The following is a 20,192-nucleotide window of genomic DNA, read 5'->3' on the forward strand; positions in this document are numbered from 1 at the left end:
GAATTTACTCAGGTAGTTTTATATGCTCTGCAGCAAACCCTAAAGCCTCAATAGGATAGGGGGAATTCTCGAATTTCTGAAGCTGCCGGGGAAGAGTCGGAACAAGACCTAAAAAAGGTGCAAAAATTCGATCCTTTAAAGTTTGAATATTTTCGGCCAATAGAGGCATTTCCTCCGATAGCGTGTTGGCTACCCAGCCTGCAATCGTTAACTGACGAGACACAATGGCTTCACAAGTAAGTAGGGCATGATTAATGCAGCCTAAGCGCATACCTACTACGAGAATGACGGGTAAATCCATCGCCTGCGCTACATCCCCCAGATCCTCTTGCTCATTTAGCGGTACTAAAAAACCACCTGCACCCTCCACTACGATCGAATCAAATACTGAGGCCAATGCATTGAACTCATCTAAGATCAGGGTGGCATCTAAATGCACATTATTTTTCTGGGCAACGAGATGAGGTGCCGCCGCTACATCTAGAACAAATGGACAAAGACTCTGCTCGCGGGACTTTAGCCCAGAAGCAATACGCAATGTCTCTAAGTCTTCATTGAGTTTTTGGTCGCTAGCATCAATATAAGTCCCTGCAACCACGGGTTTGAAACCTATTGCGCGAATACCAGCTTCTCTCAGTTTAAGAATGAGAGCGCCGCTGACCAAAGTTTTTCCAACTTCAGTATCAGTACCCGTGACAAAAAAACCGGTAGATGTACTTAGTGTCATAAATTACTTTTTACTTCTTGCTCAATTGCCTGCAATGTCTTGATCAGCTCGCGTAAGTCATCAACACTATGGTTTGCAGAAAAAGTGATGCGCAGGCGCGAGCTACCAACGGGAACGGTAGGCGGCCGAATTGCCGGAATCCAATAGCCTGCCTCATCTAAAAGCTTAGCAGCCGTCAATGCGCTGGCATTACTTCCCAAGATCACAGGCTGAATTGGGGTTGATGAAGGCGTTTTTTCCCAGTTTTGGAAAGTCATTTCATTACACCAAATTTGAATCAGTTGATTTAATTGTTTGCGACGCGCAATACCTTCCTTGCCCTCGATGAGTTCCAAACTGGTCAGTAGGGTGTGTGCAATTGCTGGCGGTGTAGCAGTGCTATAAATATAGGGCCGACCTTTTTGGATGAGCCATTCAATAAAGGGTGCGGCTGCACAAATAAATGCACCGCTAACGCCAGCTGCTTTGCCAAGCGTGCCAATGTAAATGATTCTTTCTGAATGTACGTCTGATTGCTCCAGAATGCCATGACCCTGTTCACCAAGCACGCCAAAACCATGCGCATCATCTACCATCAGTAGCGCATCATATTGTTCGGCAAGATCCAGTAAATTTTTTACGGGCGCGATATCCCCATCCATGCTGAAGACGCCATCGACCACAATCAATTTGAGTGAGTGCGTATCTTGCTGTAATACTTCTTTGAGAGAATCGAGATTTTGGTGATCAAACAAAGTCACTTTGGCTTTAGTTTGTGCGCTTGCCAGGCGGACACCATCAATCAAAGAAGCATGATTGAGTTTGGCTGAATAAATGCTTACTTCACCTTGGTTAGCAAGTCTACTTAGGCCGGTAATCGCGTTGATGTTTGCAAGATAGCCCGTACTAAAGAACAATGCTCTTGCATTCGGGATATGTTTACTCTCACAAGCCGCTAATTTTTTTTCAAGCAAGTCATGTGCAACGCTATGGCCGCTAATTAAGTGTGATGCACCGCTTCCAACCCCATATCGTTTTGCACCTTCCGTAAGCGCAGTAACTAACTCAGGGTGATTAGCTAGGCCTAAGTAGTCGTTACTACAAAACGCTTTGAGTTCTCGTTGGTCAACCCGAGCCTTGGTATCGCAGGGTGACGTGGTGGTGCGCAATGTACGTCTGAGCAACTGCGTATCTAAATCGGCAATCTGATGCGCTGCCAGATCGCGAGCTTTAAAGTGGGCGCTCATAGAAGCACCTGATTTAGGGCGCGCCGTACAGAAGCACCCATTTGCATCGCTTCTTCGGCAGATAGAATGTACGGTGGCATGACGTAAATCGTATTGCCAATGGGTCTAATGAGAATGCCTTCTGCCATCCCTGCTGAAAACATCTCTCGTGAAAAAGTATTTTTACGCTGGAGTGATTCAGGTTTGACATCAAATGCCAGGATCATGCCCTGCTGACGCCAATGTTCGATGCGAGGATCTACTTTTGCCCAAGCAAATGCACTAGCGAGATCTTGGCTACGTTCAATATTTTTTTCAAGAATGGATTCAGTTTCGAAGATTTCCAAGCAGGCGAGGGCAGCAGCACAGGCTAATGGGTTGCCTGTGTAGGAGTGTGAGTGTAAGAAACCTTGTTGCAATTGATCGCCATAAAAAGCGTGATAAATTTTATCCGTCGTCATGGAGAGTGATAGTGGAAGATATCCACCACTGATGCCCTTAGAGAGCGTCAAGAAGTCCGGCCAAATTTCTGCATGCTCACAAGCAAAAAACTTTCCTGATCGACCACAGCCTACTGCGATCTCATCGGCAATCAGATGAATGTTGTAACGATTACAGAGTGATCTTGCTAAGCGCAAATATTCAGGAGAGTGCATTGCCATTTGCCCAGCGCATTGAACGAGTGGTTCAATAATGATCGCGGCGATATTGTGATGCTCGGCCTTTAGTAACGCTTCTAATTTTTCTGCTGCCCATATGGCAACATCGTCAGCACTTTGACCGGGCTGTGCTTTGCGTACATCAGGTGAGGGCACGGTAAAGACATCTTGCAATAGCGATCCATAGGCTTCTCGAAAAATCGCAACATCAGTGACTGCTAGTGCACCCAAAGTTTCACCGTGGTAACCATTTTCTAGGCAGACAAATTTTTTCTTTTGGGGCTGATGATTTAGTCGCCAGTAGTGATGACTCATCTTTAAGGCAATCTCTACTGCAGATGCGCCATCAGAAGCAAAAAATACATGACCTAAATGACCTTTAGTTAAAGCAGATAGTTTCTCGGATAGCTCCACAACAGGGGGGTGGGTAAATCCGGCGAGCATGACATGCTCAATTTTTTCGAGCTGGCTTGTAATGGCTTTGTTGATGCGCGGGTTGGAATGTCCAAACAGATTGGTCCACCAGGAGCTAATGCAATCTAGGAGAGCATTGCCCTGGTCATCGAAGAGCCAAGCGCCCTTACCTTTAGTAATGGCAATTAATGGCAAGGACTCGTGATGCTTCATCTGAGTGCAGGGATGCCAAACGGCATCTAGGCTGCGATCAACCAGAGAGGTTTGATTTGGATCAGAAATAAGCTTCATGTTTGGTATTTGACCACTAGTTTTTCCTAATTTAGGCCTGTATCTGTTATGTTTATGCCTTGAATTGATCTATTTTCTGGAATTCGACCATGCAGGCCACCCAAACTATTGAAAAACCCCTCACCCAAGTCAAGTCTCAAAAGGATTTGCATAAAGAGCTTGGCGCTTTGGGTGCTTGGTCAGTAGCCGAGGTTGAGGCTCTATTTGCCCTGCCATTGAGCGATTTGATGTTCAGGGCACAAGAGACTCATCGTGCCAACTTCCCTGATGGTGACGTGGAACTAGCTACGCTTTTGTCAATTAAGACTGGCGGCTGCCCAGAGGATTGTGGGTATTGTCCCCAGGCTGCCCGATATGACACCGACGTCAAGGCGAACAAGTTGATGGATTTAGACGAGGTGCTTGAGGCTGCCAAAGCTGCCAAAGCTGCCGGATCAAACCGTTTTTGCATGGGTGCTGCTTGGCGGGAGCCTAAAGATCGCGATATTGAAAAAGTCGCCGCCATGATTAAGGGCGTAAAGGCCTTGGGCCTAGAAACCTGCGCCACGCTGGGTATGCTTGAAGCAAGTCAGGCTCAAGCCCTCCAAGAGGCAGGTTTAGACTTCTACAACCACAACCTGGATACCAGCGAGGACTTCTATCGCTCAGTCATCTCTACTCGGGGCTATCAAGACCGCTTGGACACAATTTCTAATGTGCGTGCTGTGGGTATGTCAGTGTGTTGTGGCGGTATTGTAGGTATGGGTGAGTCTCGTGAACAACGTGCGGCCTTCTTGGCACGTTTAGCTAACTTAAGTCCATATCCAGAGTCAGTTCCCATTAACCATTTGGTTCCTGTAGCAGGAACTCCTTTGGCAGATCAGAAGCCCTTGGATCCTCTTGAATTTGTGAGAACTATTGCTGTAGCTCGCATCACTATGCCGCGTGCACGAGTGCGCCTCTCGGCTGGACGTCAGGAGCTGGGTAGGGCAGTTCAGGCCATGTGCTTCCAGGCTGGTGCCAATTCGATTTTCTATGGTGAGCAACTACTTACTACCGGCAATCCTGAGGCAGAACAAGACCGTGAGCTATTGGCTGAGTTAGGCTTGAAGACTAAGCAGAGCAGCAAAACAGAGGTTTTAGTCTAGTTTCTACCAGCTTATGGCACTCATCGATCGCTTCATTATTGAGTTTGATACAGCCCTACGCTCAGTAGTTGGGGGTGCTCATGCCCATCGTCCAATGCCGGGCTCCAGTACCCCATCAAGCGGATTATTGGATGCCAAAGAGCGAGAACATGCGGCTGGATTAATGCGTGTGAATCACGTGGGCGAGGTCTGCGCCCAAGCGCTTTACCAAGCTCAAAAATTAGTAGCTCGCAACCCTGAAATTCGGCAGATGTTAGATGACTCTGGCCAAGAAGAAATGGATCATTTGGCTTGGTGCGAAACACGCCTCCAAGAGTTGGGCTCGCATACCAGTTATCTCAATCCAATTTGGTATGCAGGATCCTTTGCAATCGGCATGGCTGCTGGCTTAGCGGGCGATAAGTGGAGTCTGGGATTTGTTGCCGAAACAGAAAAGCAGGTAGAGAATCACCTCGAGAGTCATCTCGAAACATTGCCTGCAGAAGATGAGCGTTCTCGCGCCATTGTTGACCAAATGCGCATCGATGAAATTGAGCATGGACAGGCCGCAATTTTGGCTGGTGGAGCGGTCTTACCAAAACCTATTCAGGGTCTAATGCAGCTAATGTCTAAAGTGATGACAAGCACTGCTTACAAAATCTAGCTCTAAATTAATTATTTCGGATATTTTCCTTTAGAGTACTGTTCATTAATACAGTATATTTACCTATTATTAGGCTAAATAGCTAAGACCTATTCTTAAGTATATTTTCCAAGCCATTGTTTCAAGTAGCATTTTTATAAGCACCATTTTATCAACATATCACGCTAAGTGTTTGTAATCACTAGGAAATTTCCTAAAAAATAAGCCAAAAACACTTGACCCCCTTATTACGATCCTCTAAAGTGGGAGGAAGTGTGAAAAAGTGGGGTAAATAGTGTTTCAAGGTGCGTCAGCTCTCAATTTAGATGCAAAAGGCCGCATGTCTGTGCCGGCAAAGCATCGTGACGCCTTGTTAGTTCAAGGTGAGGGCCGAATTACGCTCACAAAACACCCTGACGGATGCCTACTGATGTTCCCCCGACCTGAGTGGGAAACTTTCCGTTCACGTGTTGCGCAATTGCCAATGGATGCCCATTGGTGGCGTCGCATTTTTCTTGGCAATGCTGCGGAGATTGATTTGGACAGCGCCGGCAGAATTTTGGTGAGCCCAGAGTTGCGATCTGCCGCTGGTATTGAAAAAGAAGTGATGTTGCTCGGTATGGGTAGTCATCTCGAGTTGTGGGATGCCGCTACTTACGCTGCAAAAGAACAGGCTGCCATTGCACAAGGTATGCCTGAAGCCCTGAAGCAATTTAATTTTTGATGACAGGGCGCCATGAACATAACTCATCGCCCAGTATTACTGGCCGAGGCGGTGACGGCGCTGGTCAGTGGACCACTCATCACCTCTTCTGTAGCTTCAAAAAATCTACTCTTAATCGATGGAACTTTTGGGCGCGGTGGTCATACTCAAGCCCTGCTAGCGCAACTTCCTACGAATGCGCGAATGATTTCTTTCGACAAGGATCTGGATGCGATCGCAGTAGCGGAAAAAATCAAGGACTCGCGTTTACGTATCGTGCACGACAGTTTTGCGCAGATGGATCAGTACGCGGACCCAGAATCAGTCGATGGAATTCTGTTAGATCTCGGTATCAGCTCTCCACAGGTGGACGAAGCACACCGTGGGTTCTCCTTTCGCAAAGATGGTCCACTCGATATGCGCATGAACACGGACCAGGGATTGACGGCTGCGGAATGGTTGGAACAAGCATCGCAAGAGGACATCACTCGCGTGATTAAGACTTATGGTGAGGAACGTTTTGCTTTTCAGATCGCTAAAGCCATTGTGGCAAAGCGAGAAGAAGGCTTATCTCCAAAAACAACTTTGCAACTAGCAAGCCTGGTGGCTAGCGTCGTCCGGACCAGAGAGCTTGGTCAAGATCCTGCAACTCGGACTTTCCAAGCACTCCGTATTTTTATTAATCGTGAGTTAGAAGATTTGGAGCTCGGATTAAAGGCAGCACTCAAGTTACTAAAGCCAGGCGCGCGCTTAGCAGTGATTAGCTTTCATTCTCTCGAAGATCGGATTGTGAAGCAGTTCTTGCAGTCGCATGCTAAGGTTGAAGTGCCTCGAGGTTTGCCTGTCCGCGATCGGGATTTACCGCAAAGTGACCTAGAGATTATTGGACGCATTAAGCCAAGTGATGAGGAGGTTCGAGAGAATCCTCGCGCTCGTTCTGCCATCATGCGTATTGCAGAAAAACGTACAGGAGTGCTAGCTTGAATCGCGCTACGCTTACCTTACTGGTTTTACTATTGGTTTGCGCACTGTCTTTGGTAGCGGCGCAGCAGCGTGCGCGTAAATTATTTATTTCGCTAGATCGCGCGCAAATCGAGGAGCGCAAACTCAATCAAGACTGGCTACGCTTGGAGTATGAGCAGCGCAATCTATCGAAGTCCGCACGAATTCGCGATGTTGCTCGTAATCAATTGCACATGGCCCCTATATCTCCAGAGCGTACTTTGTACTTGAAGGAGGCTAGATGAGGACTGTAGGTTTCTCAACTACACCTAATCTAGTATTGCGTCTGCCAATGTGGCGGTCACGCCTCATGCTGTTCATGTTGTTCTTCGTGTTCATGCTATTGCTAATCCGCGCTTTTTGGATTCAGGGTCCGGGAAATGCTTTTTATGAAGCTAAGGGTGTGCGCGGTACACAGCGCGAATTGGAGTTACCCGCTTCCCGTGGAAAGATATTGGATCGTAATGGCCAAGTGATTGCCACGAGCTTGGAAGCTAAGTCAGTGATTGCCTATAACGATACTGTCCCTGATGATCTGGCTGCAGATAAGGTGCAAAAACTAGCAAGGCTTTTACAAATTAGTGAATCTGAATTACGCAAAAAGTTAAAAGAAGATCGCAAGCAGATTTTTTTGAAGCGCCAAGTGGATCCAGCGGTAGCGCAACAAATTAAGCAATTAGAAATTCCGGGAATTGGCTTAAATAATGAATACCGTCGCTTTTACCCAGAGGGTGAAGCAATGGCGCACGTTGTTGGCTTTACAAACGTGGAAGATCGCGGCCAAGAGGGCATGGAGCTCTCAAGAGAAAAAGAATTAGCTGGGCACCCAGGCGCTCGTCGTGTAGTAGTTGATCGCCTTGGTCGTGTTGTTGAAGATGTTGCCATTTTGCAGTTACCGCAAAATGGTAAAGATCTACAACTTTCTATTGACAGTAAGATTCAGTTTCTGGCCTATAACGCTGTTAAAAGTGCAGTTGAGCAGCACCGTGCGAGCGCTGGTGGTGCAGTCGTCTTGGATACCCAGACTGGCGAGATCTTAGCTTTAGCAAATTACCCTAGCTACAACCCAAACGATCGTAAGAAGTTGACGGGTGAACAGTTACGTAATCGTGTTTTAACTGACACCTTTGAGCCTGGCTCAACAATAAAACCGTTAACTGTAGCAATTGCTTTGGAGAAGGGTGCCATCACTCCTAATACCAATATGGTGATTGGTGCCAAATACTTGGTGGGTCCAAAACCGATTACGGATACCCATCCTTACGGTAACTTAACCGTTTCTCAAATTATTCAAAAATCGAGCAATATTGGTACCGCCAAAATTGCAATGAATAATTTATCCGCAGAAGAGATGTGGAATTTCTATACATCTGTTGGCTTGGGTCAGGCGCCAAAGATTGGTTTCCCTGGCGCTGTAGCAGGCACAGTCCACCCTTATAAAAAATGGATGCCAACAGATCAAGCGCGGATTGCATTTGGTTATGGCATTTCAGGCTCACTCTTTCAGGTAGCTCGCGCATACACAATCTTTGCGCGTGATGGCGAGTTAGTGCCCCTCACGATTGAGCGAAGTCCAGAATTTAAGCCCGGCACTCATATTATTTCTGCCAAGACGGCCATTGAGATGCGCAGCATGATGGAGTCAGTAACTGAGCCCGGGGGTACTGCCATAAAAGCGCAAGCTGAAGGTTATCGAGTTGGTGGAAAAACAGGTACAGCGCATAAATTAGTAGGTAAGGGCTATGGCAATAAATACCGCGCTTACTTTGCAGGCCTAGCGCCGATTAGCGCCCCTCGCATTGTGGTTGCCGTCATGATTGATGAGCCAACTGGTGGCAGTCATTATGGTGGTGATGTTGCTGCACCAGTCTTCTCCACTATCGTGAGTGAGACCCTGCGTACCTTAAACGTATTGCCAGATAGCAATTTGAAGCAGATGACGCTGCAGGATAAAAATCCTACAGAAATTCAGATTGCTGCAGTCAAAACAAATGCAGCGGTTCTAAAAAGATGATGACAATGGTCTACATAGAACCCCATCTCTTAATCTCACATTTACGTGATCTCACTGCAGGTAATGCAAAAGTAACTGCAGATAGCCGTCAAATTCATTCTGGTGACATCTTTTTTGCATACGCTGTTGGTCATGGTAATTCCCTACGAGATGGTCGCGATTACATCGCGGCCGCATTAGCAAATGGGGCTGCGGCAGTGGTATTCGATCCTGCTGATGGTATTGCGAATGAATACTTAGACCACCCAGAATGTTTTGCTGTCGAGAATTTAGCAGCCTTGGCTGGAGAGCTCTGCTCGGAGTGGTACGGCTACCCAAGCAAAAATCTCAATGTCATCGGCGTCACAGGTACCAATGGAAAAACTAGTATTACTCAGTGGCTGGCGCAGGCAATGGATGAACCGAATCATCGCACTGCAGTATTAGGCACATTGGGGGCTGGGTTTCCGGGCGCACTCGTTCAAACTGGTTACACCACGCCAGATGCACCGCAATTGCAAACCCAATTAAAAGAATTATCTGATGCAGGCGCTCAAAATCTTGCTATAGAGATTTCTTCTCATGCATTAGATCAAGGCCGTGTTACTGGCTTAAATATACGAAGTGCGGTATTTACCAATTTGACGCAAGATCACTTGGATTACCACGGCACGATGGGACAGTACGCCGCAGCAAAAGCAAAATTATTTAAGTTGCCACAACTTGAAAATGCCATCATCAATTTTGATGATGCATCCGGGCGAGAGTTGGCGATGAAACTTCTTGCTAGCGATGGTCCTCAGGTGTGGGGCTATGCATTGAGTAGCAAGGCGTTTGCTGGATTCGAAAAGTTTGACGATCGTTTGAAACGCGTTTACGCAGAAAACACCGTATTGACGACCTCGGGCTATGAGTCTCAATTCAGCTGTGATGCCTTAGGTTCTAGTGCTACTCAGCTTGCAGTTTTAGGTGAATTTAATCTCAGCAATTGCCTTGCTGTTTGGACCGTCCTGCTAGCTCAAGGTATGAGTCCAAATCATGCCTCTAAAAATATGAACAAGCTAAGTGCTGTTCCAGGACGCATGGAACTGATTCACTTGAATAAAACACAAAGAACTGAGGGTCCATTGATTGTGGTGGATTACGCACACACACCTGATGCCCTCACTAAAGCGTTAAACGCATTACGCCCCATTGCAAATCAGCGTAATGGAAAAGTGTGGTGCGTTTTTGGTTGTGGCGGTGACCGAGACTCAGGTAAGCGTGCCCAAATGGGTCATGCGGCGCAAGAGTTTGCTGATCACATTGTGATTACAAGCGATAACCCTAGATCTGAGGATCCAGCATCTATTATTGCCATGATTCAAGCTGGCATGTCAGGTGATTTGGGAAATGTTCAAATGATGCCTGATAGAGCGGCTGCCATTATGGCTGCGGTACGACATGCAGATGTCAAAGACATTGTCTTGGTAGCAGGCAAAGGCCATGAGTCTACTCAAGAAATCAATGGCAAGAAATTTGATTTTTCTGATCAAGAACACATTCGCTTGGCAGCAGGGGGCAGCGTATGAGTAAGCCCATGACTACTCTTGCTCAAGTTCATGCCATGTTGCCGGGCAGTCAGTTGATTCACGCGGATAAAGAATCTGCGCAAGCGATCACTATTTCTCGTATTGGTAGCGATAGTCGTCAGATTGAGTCTGGTGAATTATTCATTGCCTTGGCGGGCGAACGTTTTGATGCGCATGATTTTTTGGATGATGTCATCAAGGCAGGCGCCAGTGCAGCACTCATTAGTCAAAAAGAAAAGTGCCCTACAAACTTAGCTGCAGTATGTGTCCAAGATGTTAATCAAGGCTTGGGTGAATTAGCAAAGGCATGGCGTGCACAGTTTTCTATTCCAGTGGCTTTAGTAACTGGATCTAATGGCAAGACCACTGTCAAAGAGATGATTGCCTCTATCTTCAAGGTAGCGGCCGGTGAAGAATGTACCTTAGTGACTAAGGGCAACCTTAATAACGATATTGGCCTACCTTTAACTTTGCTGCGCATGCGACCGACAGATCGTCTAGCAGTGATTGAGTTGGGGATGAATCATCCTGGTGAAACAGCTGAGTTAGCGGCCATGGCTCAGGCCAATATTGCCCTCATTAATAATGCTCAACGTGAGCATCAAGAATTCATGGCGACTGTAGAGGCTGTTGCAAAAGAACATGCAACTGCCTTAAGTTCACTCCCTGCAGATGGTATCGCAGTATTTCCGGCGGACTCTGAATTTTCTGATGTTTGGTATCAAGCTGCTGCAGGACGCAAGGTAATTGATTTTGCTTTATCTACTAGCTCCGCTCTAGCTAAGGCCTCTGTTACGGGTAAGTTATTGGCTAGTGGAAAAATTGAGATTGCAACTGAACTTGGCAAAATTGAAGTCCAGCTCAACACCTTAGGAAATCACAATGTGCGCAATGCCTTAGCGGCGAGCGCAGTCGCTTTAGCTGGTGGTTTAAGTTTGGAGCAAATTCAAGCGGGTCTGGAATCTTTTGCCCCAGTAAATGGGCGCATGCAATCAAAACCTTTAAATCCAGGCTGTACTTTGATTGACGACAGTTATAACGCCAACCCCGATTCTGTAAGAGCTGCTATTGATGCACTGAAACAGTCTGGAAATACTTCTTGGTTGGTATTGGGTGATATGGGTGAAGTGGGCGACCAAGGCCCTAGCTTCCATGAGGAAGTTGGCGCTTATGCTGCTGAGCAGGGTGTTAGCAAGTTATTCGCACTCGGAGAGCAGTGCAAATTTGCAGTGCAGGCATTCAATGAGTCAGAGAAGTTTGCGCTCACCAGTAGTGCTACTCATTTCGCGACATTGAATCAGCTGCTTGAAGAGCTCAATGAGGCGCTAGCGGATCAAGAGTCAAGTCAGCAGCTGCATTTAGATATTTTGGTTAAGGGATCTCGTTTTATGCGTATGGAGCGTGTAGTGCAGGCCTTATTAGAGGAGGCTAAAACATGCTCTTAATGTTGGCGCAATGGTTGCAAGATGATTTTGGATTTTTCCGAGTCTTTAGCTACATCACATTTAGAGCGGTGATGGCAACACTGACTGCTTTGCTGATAGGTTTGGCAGCTGGTCCATGGGTTATTCGAAAGTTGACCGCATTGAAGATGGGTCAAGCGGTTCGTACTGATGGCCCACAAACCCATTTAGTGAAATCAGGGACCCCTACGATGGGTGGCGTATTGATTCTGTTAGGTATCTTTATCTCCTGCATGTTGTGGGCTGATCTGAGCAATCGTTTTATCTGGATTGTGATGATTGTGACTTTTGGATTTGGCTTGGTCGGTTGGGTTGATGATTACCGCAAAGTGGCGCGCAAGGATCCTAAAGGCATGGCCTCAAGAGAAAAATTCTTTTGGCAAACTTTGATTGGCTTATTTGCCGCTATTTATTTAGCTTTCTCTGTGTCTGAAGTGAATAACCTCAAAGTTCTGCAGTTGTTCTTTGATTGGCTTAGAAGTGGCTTCGCTTTGAACTTACCAGCTAAATCCAACTTGCTCATTCCTTTTATGAAAGAAGTGAGCTACCCATTAGGTGTAATGGGCTTCATCATTTTGAGTTATTTAGTGATCGTTGGAAGTAGTAATGCCGTTAATCTAACGGACGGACTAGATGGTCTAGTGATCATGCCGGTAATCTTAGTTGGCGCTGCTTTAGGCGCATTTGCTTATGTAATGGGTAATGCGATTTACGCAAAGTATTTATTGTTTCCTTATATTCCCGGTGCAGGTGAGCTCATGATTTTTTGTGGAGCTATGGGTGGTGCGGGATTAGCCTTTCTCTGGTACAACACGCATCCAGCCCAGGTATTTATGGGCGACGTTGGCGCACTCGCATTGGGTGGTGCACTTGGAACTATTGCCGTGATTGTGCGCCAAGAAATCGTACTCTTTGTCATGGGCGGGATCTTCGTCGCAGAAACACTATCAGTGATGCTACAAGTTTTCTGGTTCAAATTCACGAAGAAGCGTTTTGGTGAGGGTCGCCGTATTTTTAGGATGGCTCCACTACATCATCATTTCGAATTGGGTGGCTGGCGCGAAACACAGGTTGTGGTTCGCTTCTGGATCATCACTATTTTATTAGTTCTCATTGGCCTCTCCAGCCTGAAATTAAGGTAAGCCAAAGAATATGCATAACTTAGACCAAGCCTTCGCTAATCCAGCTCTCATCGCAGATGAGGGTTATCAAGCGCCCCAACATTTCTTGATCTTAGGATTGGGTGAATCTGGCTATGCTATGGCCAAGTGGTGTTTGCGGAATGCTGCAAAGGTCAGTTTGGCCGATACACGTGATCGTGAAAAGTTGAATGAGCGACAAAAAGCCTGGTTAGCTGATCTTGAATTTGCGGGGCTTCAAGAAGCTTATTTCGGACCTTTGGATGGTCTTAATGTAAAGAGTGTTGAAGTCATTGGAATTAGTCCTGGTTTATCGCCATTTCAAGAGCCAGTAGCTTCTTTCTTAGCTAAAGCACAAGAATTGAGTATTGATATCTGGGGAGAATTGGAATTCTTTGCCAGAGCTATTGCTGCAATGGATCGTATGGCTCAAGTTAAAGAGTCTCAATACAAGCCTGCTGTATTAGCCATCACTGGAACAAATGGAAAGACAACCACAACAGCCTTGACAGGGCAGTTGTGTGAGCGAGCTGGCAAGAGAGTTGCTGTGGCTGGCAATATCAGCCCAGCAGCATTGGATAAGTTGATGTCTTGTTTGGATGGGTCTGATCAAGTTGTCGACATGCCTGAGATTTGGGTGCTCGAGTTGTCTAGCTTCCAGTTGGTTTACACCAGTACCTTCAATGCAACAGCAGCGACCGTATTAAATATTACGCAAGATCACTTGGATTGGCATGGTGATATGCAGGCTTATATTGGTGCAAAAGCCAATATCTTTGGACAAGATAGTATTTGCATCTTGAATCGCGATGATACGCTGGTAATGAGTCTGCTTACTGACGAGCAGAAATCTAATAAATCCATCGTTACTTTTGGTGCCGGCCGTCCTGATGAGCAGGGTGCTTTTGGAATTGAACATGATCTGCGTGCTGGTGGAATTGATTGGTTAGTTTGGGCTGAAGTAGATGAAGATCTCGAGCCACAACCGAAGCGTCGCCGTAAAGCAGTTGTTGTAGAGGATGAGCCATTAAGACTCAAGCGTTTAATTCCAGCTGATGCTTTACGGATTCGCGGTCGCCACAATGCTTTAAATGCCTTAGCTGCATTAGCCTTGGCACGTTCAGCTGGTTTACCTATGAATATGCTTTTGCATGGTTTACGTGATTACCATGGCGAGCCTCATCGTGTTCAAAGTGTTTCGATTGTGTCGAATGTTGAATATGTGGATGATAGCAAGGGCACTAATGTAGGAGCAACAGTAGCCGCTTTGAATGGTCTCAGCGCTAATGAGTCTGGCAAGCGGATCTGGTTGATTGCTGGCGGTGAGGGTAAGGGTCAAGACTTTAGCCCCTTGCGTGAGCCTGCATTACGTTTTGTAAAAGGCGTTTTCCTCATTGGTAAAGATGCCCTAATGATTGCTGAAGCTTTGGGTGACTCCGTATCTTGTGTCATGAGTGAGACTCTACAAAACGCAGTAGCGCAAGCCGCAAAAGTAGCTCAGTCAGGCGATATTGTTTTGTTATCACCAGCTTGCGCCAGCTTTGATCAGTTCAGTGATTACGTTGCACGTGCTGAGGCGTTTATTGCTGAAGTTCAAGAATTGGGAATGCAATTCGAAGGAGCTGATGCATGAGTTTGAAGGAAAAACTTTTTCCTGAGAATCGTTTAGGTCTTGACCGCTTCTGGAATTTCTCCAGAGGTGGGATAGATAATTTCCGCAGCGGCTTGAGAGATGCAGTATCTGGCGTTGAGCAAACGCGCTCACGCATGATGGACTATGACCAGCTTCTAGTTTGGGCGGTACTTTCTTTAGCCCTCATTGGTTTAGTTATGGTGTATTCAGCCTCTATTACTTTGGCGGATGGCCCTAAGTACGCAAATTACAGTAGTAACTTTTTCTTAATTCGCCATTGCATTTCATTGGCAATTGCGATTGGTGTTGCTATTTGGGTATTTAAGATCCCAACTCACGTGTGGGATCGCTACTCGCCAATCATTTTTGGATTCACCGTCTTGTTATTGATCGCTGTCCTCATTCCTGGTATTGGAAAAGGAGTGAATGGTGCCAAACGCTGGATTCCATTAGGCCTCATGAATTTTCAGCCATCTGAATTAATGAAGTTTGCTGCAGTGATATTTGCTGCAAGTTATACAGTTCAACGCCAAGAATATCTTCACTCATTTGTTAAGGGCATGCTACCAATGGGTATTGCTGTTGCCTTAGTTGGCGGCTTACTGATGGCTGAGCCCGATATGGGCGCGCTTGTAGTGATATCGCTCATTGCCTTTGGAATTTTATTTTTAGGCGGCATCAACGCTAAATTATTTGGAGGATTATTGGCGGTCGGAATTTTAAGTGCAGTGACAATTATTGCCTTTTCACCTTTCCGTCAAAAGCGAATCATGGCCTTTATTGATCCTTGGCAGGTTGATAATGCGGCAAATAAAGGTTACCAGCTAACCCACTCTCTGATGGCATTTGGTCGTGGTGAATGGTTTGGTTTGGGACTAGGCGGTAGCGTCGAAAAATTACATTACCTACCTGAGGCGCATACGGATTTCATCATGGCGGTGATTGGTGAAGAGCTTGGTTTTGTTGGTGTAGTAGTAATGATTTTCTTGTTCTACTGGATCGTGCGTCGTGCATTCCTGATTGGCCGTACTGCATTGCAATTAGATCGCAGTTTTGCTGGCCTTGCTGCTAAGGGCGTGGCGATATGGATTGGTTGGCAAGCATTTATCAACATGGGTGTGAACTTAGGTTTGCTTCCTACAAAAGGCTTAACACTCCCACTAGTGAGTTATGGCGGCTCAGGAATCTTGATGAATGCTGTTGCCATCGCAATGCTACTTCGGATTGATTATGAAAACCGAATCTTAATGCGGGGTGGCAAGCTATGACCAAGCCATCCATCTTGATTATGGCCGGCGGTACTGGGGGGCATATTTTCCCGGGGCTAGCTGTTGCTGAGTACATGCGTATTTGTGGGTGGAATGTATCTTGGATTGGCAATCAGGGTGGTATGGAATATCGCTTAGTGAAAGCTTGCGATTTCCCATTTGAGGCAGTGAACTTTGGGGGCTTGCGTGGTAAAGGTATCAAAGCGACATTGATGCTGCCGTTTAATGTTGCAAGAGCCTTTATACAGAGTTGGAAGATTATGCGTCGCATCAAGCCAAATGTAGTTTTAGGTATGGGTGGTTACATTACTTTCCCCGGTGGTCTAGTGACAAAGTTTTTGAAGACGCCACTCGTTCTGCATGAAGCTAACTCCGTTGCAGGAAGTGCCAATCGCGCTTTAGCTAAAATTGCTATGCGTACCTTGACTGGATTTCCAAATACGATGACTCACGCTGAGTGGGTAGGAAATCCAATCCGTGAAGAATTTGAAACTGTAGGTGCGCCAGCAAAACGTTACGAAGAGCGCATCGGCCCACTGTCGATTTTGGTTGTGGGTGGGAGTCTAGGTGCAGCCGCCTTAAATGAAGTCATTCCGGCAGCCTTAGCATTAATGGATAAGGACGCACGTCCACTTGTAATTCACCAGGCAGGCGATAAACATCTTGTGGATCTACAGCAGCGTTATGCCAACTTAGGCGTTGCTGCTGACATTCGTCCTTTTATTGATGACATGCCAGCCGCATATGCTCAAGCAGATCTGGTGATCTGCCGCTCTGGTGCAATGACTGTTTCAGAGATTGCAGCTTGTGGTGTTGCATCCTGTTTGATTCCATTTCCATATGCGATTGATGATCACCAGACTGCTAATGCACGATTTTTATCGGATGCTGATGCGGCCATTTTGTTGCCACAACAAGATCTCAACCGACAGGATCTGGCATCTATGATTCAAAATTTTAGCCGCCAAGATTTACAAGGGATGGCCAAGCGTGCTCATGCTTTAGCTAAGCCTCATGCAACTCAGCGTGTGGCTGAAGTATGTGCAGACTGTGCAGGAGTGGGTATATGAAACATATCGTGCAGCAAATTCATTTTGTTGGTATCGGTGGTGCAGGCATGAGCGGTATTGCCGAAGTCTTGCTAAATCTGGGATATCAGGTATCTGGATCCGACTTAGCTGAAGGTGCTGTAACGAAGCGCCTAAAAGATTTGGGTGCAGTGATTCATATTGGCCATGACCCTAAAAATATTGGTACTGCAGAGGCGGTGGTAATTTCTACTGCAGTTGCGGGCAACAATCCAGAGGTGCTAGCTGCTCGCGCAGCCAAGGTTCCCGTGATTCAGCGGGCTGTCATGCTCGGTGAGCTTATGCGTTTAAAGCAGGGTATTGCAATTGCTGGTACTCATGGCAAAACAACCACCACCAGCTTAGTTGCCTCTGTCTTAGCTGAGGGTGGTTTAGATCCAACCTTCGTTATTGGGGGTAAGTTAAATTCCGCAGGTGCTAATGCGCGCTTAGGTCAGGGTGACTTTATTGTGGTGGAGGCAGATGAGTCTGATGCCTCTTTCTTGCAATTATTTCCTGCGATGGAGGTTGTTACCAACATCGATGCTGATCATATGGATACCTATCAGCATGATATGGCTAGATTGAAGCAGGCTTTTGTGCAGTTTATTCAGCGTATGCCTTTTTATGGTGTTGCTGTTTTGTGCATTGATGATACTAACGTTCGAGACATTGTTCCGTTTGTGTCACAGCCAGTATTACGCTACGGCTTATCTGATGATGCAGATATTCGTGCAAGTAATGTGCGTGCTGATGGTACTCGCATGCACTTTACGGTTGATCGTAAAACTGTGCGCCGTCATGGCAATAAGCCAGGTCGACTTGAGGTGCAATTAAATTTGCCCGGCCTACACAATGTTCAAAATGCATTAGCAGCAATTGGTATTGCAACAGAATTGGGTGTTAGTGATGAGGCTATTGTGAAAGCCTTATCTGAATTTAGTGGCGTTGGTCGCCGGTTCCAAAAGTATGGAGAAATTCCTTTGGTCTCTGGCGGAAGCTTCACATTGATCGATGATTACGGACACCATCCCGTTGAAATGGCCGCTACTTTATCTGCAGCCCGCGGCGCTTATCCAAACCGTCGCTTGGTATTAGCATTCCAACCTCATCGCTTTACGAGAACGCGTGATTGCTTTGGTGAGTTTGTGCAAGTTCTTAAAAACTTTGATGCACTCGTATTAACCGAAGTTTATCCAGCTGGTGAGGCAAAGATTCTAGGCGCGGATGGTCAAAGCCTAATGAAAGCAGCGCTTACTGTTGATAAGGTCTTGAAGGGTTCTTTAGACAGTACTGCGGTAGCCTTTGCTTCGAGCGTTGCTGAAATGCCTGAAAAACTCAGCGCCTTATTGCGTGATGGTGATGTCTTAATCACGATGGGCGCTGGCTCGATCTCTGGATTGCCGCATGTATTAGCAGAGGCAAAACATGTCTAAGCTAAACCAACCATTACTTTCTTGGGGTGAGCGAGTGAAGCAAGAGCTCGCAAATTTAGATATTCAATCTCTTGGACGGGTAGGAGTATTGCTTGGCGGTCGATCTGGCGAGCGAGAGATTTCTTTGATGTCGGGTAATGGCGTATTGGAAGCCCTGCTCTCGAAAGGAGTTGATGCATACCCATTTGATCCAGGATTACGTTGCCCAACTGAGCTAGCTCAAGAGAAATTTGATCGTGTGTTTATCTCTTTGCATGGTCGTTATGGTGAGGACGGGACGATTCAAGGACTTCTAGATCTCCTAGGTGTTCCTTATACCGGTAGCGGTGTACTAGCATCTGCACTAGCGATCGACAAAATTGCGACCAAGCTTGTTTGGCTTAGTAGCGGTCTTTCAACTCCTGAATTTGAAGAGCTCAAAGCCGACAGCGACTGGAATGCTGTAGTGAAGCATTTGGGCTTGCCATTAATTGTGAAGCCCGCACATGAAGGCTCATCACTTGGTTTAACTAAAGTGAAATCCGTTGGAGAATTACCTGCTGCCTATAAGTTGGCAGCCGGAATGGATAAGAAGGTGATTGCTGAAACTTGTATTGTTGGCGATGAGTTGACTTGTCCCTTGGTTGGATTTGGAGCAAATGCGGAAGCTTTGCCTGTGATCAAAATTATTCCACCTGAAGCTAACTACGATTTTCATAATAAGTATTTCTCTAACGAGACCAAATACCTATGCCCAACTGGGCTTACGCCAGAAGTAAATGAAGCAGTTCAAGAATTAGCCTTAGCCTCTTATCGTGCGCTTGGATGCAAAACTTGGGGTCGAGCTGATGTGATGCTCGATCAAAAAACTGGCAAACCTTATCTCTTGGAGATGAACACTTCTCCAGGTATGACCTCGCATTCTTTGGTCCCTATGGCGGCAAAGGCAGCTGGTATTGAGTATGCCGAACTTGTTCTTTGGGTTATTAGTCAAACCTTAAAAAGCAAAGGGGCTGCACAAGTATGAGTCGGATCGGCGCCTTTATAAACGGTTTCGGTGAAGTGTTTACTTCACTGGCATCTCCACTTTGGAATCATGCAGAGCGGATGCAAAAGTTGAGCCGTTTCTTGATGCGCTGTTTTGCAGTCATGGTTTTCGTTGGAATTTTGGTGTGGTTGAGTCAGCGTCCGGTATTTGCATTACGCCAAATAGTGATAGAGCCAGTGGCTGGCCAAACGCTAAAGCATATAAATAAGCCTGTAGTTAAGCAGCAGGTTTTAGAGACTGTTCAGGGAAATTTCTTTAGCGTGAGATTAGAAGACGTGAAGCGTGGCTTTGAGTCGATGCCTTGGGTCCGTCATGCCAACGTTCGCAGAGTTTGGCCTAACGGATTGATTGTGAGTATCGAAGAGCAAAAACCTTTTGGTACTTGGGGTGGTGCTGATAGTCATACCTTAATGAATACCCATGGTGAGCTCTTTGCTGGGCGCGTCTCTGATGTTGGAGATGGTATTTATTTGGTTGATTTCTCGGGGCCAGACGATGCCAGCAAAGAAGTGATGCGTTTGTACGAGAGGGCGAATGCTTGGTTTAAGCCTTGGAGTGCAGAAGTGAAAAGCTTAACCCTTTCTGAGCGCTATGCCTGGCACGTGAAGTTATCCAATGGCATGAAGGTGGAATTTGGTCGGGATGAAGAGAATTCAGACAAAACATTAACTGAAGATCGTGTGGCACGCCTCTTTAAGTATTGGCCGCAGGTTCAAGAGAAGTGGGCTAACCGAGTGGACGCAATCGATCTGCGCTATGCAAATGGTTTTGCAGTGCATCTTGCTTCGGCAAGTTTGAAAAAAAATGAAGCAGATGGCAAAAAAAGCGAGCAGAAGCAATGAGGA

18 protein-coding genes are annotated in these 20,192 nt (G+C 46.4%); 15 read left to right on the top strand and 3 right to left on the bottom strand.

The window, feature by feature from the left end; all coding sequences use genetic code 11:
- Positions 1–4 precede the first annotated feature (4 nt).
- From bioD to bioA, 3 genes are read right to left on the bottom strand one after another with little or no spacing between them, the layout of a single operon-like run.
- Positions 5–727, bottom strand: a complete 723-nt coding sequence (bioD, locus tag C2758_RS00795) for a dethiobiotin synthase (protein ID WP_215328500.1) — start codon at positions 725–727, stop codon at positions 5–7.
- Positions 724–1,953, bottom strand: coding sequence for an 8-amino-7-oxononanoate synthase (locus tag C2758_RS00800; protein ID WP_215328502.1), 1,230 nt, complete (start codon positions 1,951–1,953; stop codon positions 724–726). Before C2758_RS00800 ends, bioD begins: the two co-directional genes overlap by 4 nt.
- Positions 1,950–3,296, bottom strand: coding sequence for an adenosylmethionine--8-amino-7-oxononanoate transaminase (gene bioA, locus C2758_RS00805; RefSeq protein ID WP_215328504.1), 1,347 nt, complete (start codon positions 3,294–3,296; stop codon positions 1,950–1,952). The genes C2758_RS00800 and bioA overlap by 4 nt, the downstream gene beginning before the upstream one ends.
- An 89-nt stretch (positions 3,297–3,385) precedes the next feature.
- Here bioA and bioB point away from each other — a divergent pair, with 89 nt between their 5' ends.
- The 15 genes from bioB (at position 3,386) to C2758_RS00880 (ending at position 20,189) form a co-directional block, all read left to right on the top strand.
- Positions 3,386–4,423 carry a biotin synthase BioB gene (bioB, locus tag C2758_RS00810; RefSeq protein ID WP_215328512.1) on the top strand — a complete coding sequence of 346 codons (1,038 nt, stop codon included), beginning with the start codon at positions 3,386–3,388 and terminating at the stop codon, positions 4,421–4,423.
- A 13-nt stretch (positions 4,424–4,436) separates the two neighbouring features.
- Positions 4,437–5,066, top strand: coding sequence for a 2-polyprenyl-3-methyl-6-methoxy-1,4-benzoquinone monooxygenase (gene coq7, locus C2758_RS00815; RefSeq protein WP_215328514.1), 630 nt, complete (start codon positions 4,437–4,439; stop codon positions 5,064–5,066).
- A 274-nt stretch (positions 5,067–5,340) separates the two neighbouring features.
- Complete coding sequence (gene mraZ, locus C2758_RS00820) at positions 5,341–5,769, top strand: division/cell wall cluster transcriptional repressor MraZ (protein WP_215328516.1); 429 nt, start codon at positions 5,341–5,343, stop codon at positions 5,767–5,769.
- Positions 5,770–5,781: 12 nt separating this feature from the next.
- Positions 5,782–6,732, top strand: coding sequence for a 16S rRNA (cytosine(1402)-N(4))-methyltransferase RsmH (gene rsmH / locus C2758_RS00825; RefSeq protein ID WP_215328518.1), 951 nt, complete (start codon positions 5,782–5,784; stop codon positions 6,730–6,732).
- Positions 6,729–6,995, top strand: a complete 267-nt coding sequence (gene ftsL, locus C2758_RS00830; protein WP_046329456.1) for a cell division protein FtsL — start codon at positions 6,729–6,731, stop codon at positions 6,993–6,995. Before rsmH ends, ftsL begins: the two co-directional genes overlap by 4 nt.
- Positions 6,992–8,764 (top strand): penicillin-binding protein 2, encoded by a 1,773-nt coding sequence (locus C2758_RS00835; protein ID WP_215328520.1) that lies wholly within the window; start codon positions 6,992–6,994, stop codon positions 8,762–8,764. The genes ftsL and C2758_RS00835 overlap by 4 nt, the downstream gene beginning before the upstream one ends.
- On the top strand, positions 8,761–10,314 hold the full coding sequence (locus C2758_RS00840; RefSeq protein WP_215328522.1) for a UDP-N-acetylmuramoyl-L-alanyl-D-glutamate--2,6-diaminopimelate ligase: 1,554 nt from the start codon (positions 8,761–8,763) through the stop codon (positions 10,312–10,314). Before C2758_RS00835 ends, C2758_RS00840 begins: the two co-directional genes overlap by 4 nt.
- A complete protein-coding gene (murF, locus tag C2758_RS00845) occupies positions 10,311–11,759 on the top strand; it encodes a UDP-N-acetylmuramoyl-tripeptide--D-alanyl-D-alanine ligase (protein WP_251369214.1) in 1,449 nt (482 codons plus the stop codon). The genes C2758_RS00840 and murF overlap by 4 nt, the downstream gene beginning before the upstream one ends.
- Positions 11,750–12,919 (top strand): phospho-N-acetylmuramoyl-pentapeptide-transferase, encoded by a 1,170-nt coding sequence (gene mraY, locus C2758_RS00850; protein WP_215328524.1) that lies wholly within the window; start codon positions 11,750–11,752, stop codon positions 12,917–12,919. Before murF ends, mraY begins: the two co-directional genes overlap by 10 nt.
- Before the next feature lie 10 nt (positions 12,920–12,929).
- Positions 12,930–14,549 (top strand): UDP-N-acetylmuramoyl-L-alanine--D-glutamate ligase, encoded by a 1,620-nt coding sequence (gene murD / locus C2758_RS00855; RefSeq protein WP_215328526.1) that lies wholly within the window; start codon positions 12,930–12,932, stop codon positions 14,547–14,549.
- Positions 14,546–15,817, top strand: a complete 1,272-nt coding sequence (ftsW, locus tag C2758_RS00860; protein WP_215328533.1) for a putative lipid II flippase FtsW — start codon at positions 14,546–14,548, stop codon at positions 15,815–15,817. The genes murD and ftsW overlap by 4 nt, the downstream gene beginning before the upstream one ends.
- Entirely contained in the window at positions 15,814–16,887 is a 1,074-nt protein-coding gene (murG, locus tag C2758_RS00865) for an undecaprenyldiphospho-muramoylpentapeptide beta-N-acetylglucosaminyltransferase (RefSeq protein WP_215328535.1), read from the top strand. Before ftsW ends, murG begins: the two co-directional genes overlap by 4 nt.
- Entirely contained in the window at positions 16,884–18,320 is a 1,437-nt protein-coding gene (murC, locus tag C2758_RS00870) for a UDP-N-acetylmuramate--L-alanine ligase (protein ID WP_215328536.1), read from the top strand. The genes murG and murC overlap by 4 nt, the downstream gene beginning before the upstream one ends.
- Positions 18,313–19,326: a D-alanine--D-alanine ligase gene (locus tag C2758_RS00875; RefSeq protein ID WP_215328538.1), complete on the top strand. Its 1,014-nt coding sequence runs from the start codon at positions 18,313–18,315 to the stop codon at positions 19,324–19,326. The genes murC and C2758_RS00875 overlap by 8 nt, the downstream gene beginning before the upstream one ends.
- Entirely contained in the window at positions 19,323–20,189 is an 867-nt protein-coding gene (locus tag C2758_RS00880; RefSeq protein ID WP_251369215.1) for a cell division protein FtsQ/DivIB, read from the top strand. Before C2758_RS00875 ends, C2758_RS00880 begins: the two co-directional genes overlap by 4 nt.
- Positions 20,190–20,192: the final 3 nt, after the last annotated feature.

Origin of the sequence: Polynucleobacter sp. AP-Sving-400A-A2, from assembly GCF_018688155.1 — a bacterium.
In the GTDB taxonomy this organism is placed as follows: Bacteria; Pseudomonadota; Gammaproteobacteria; order Burkholderiales; family Burkholderiaceae; genus Polynucleobacter.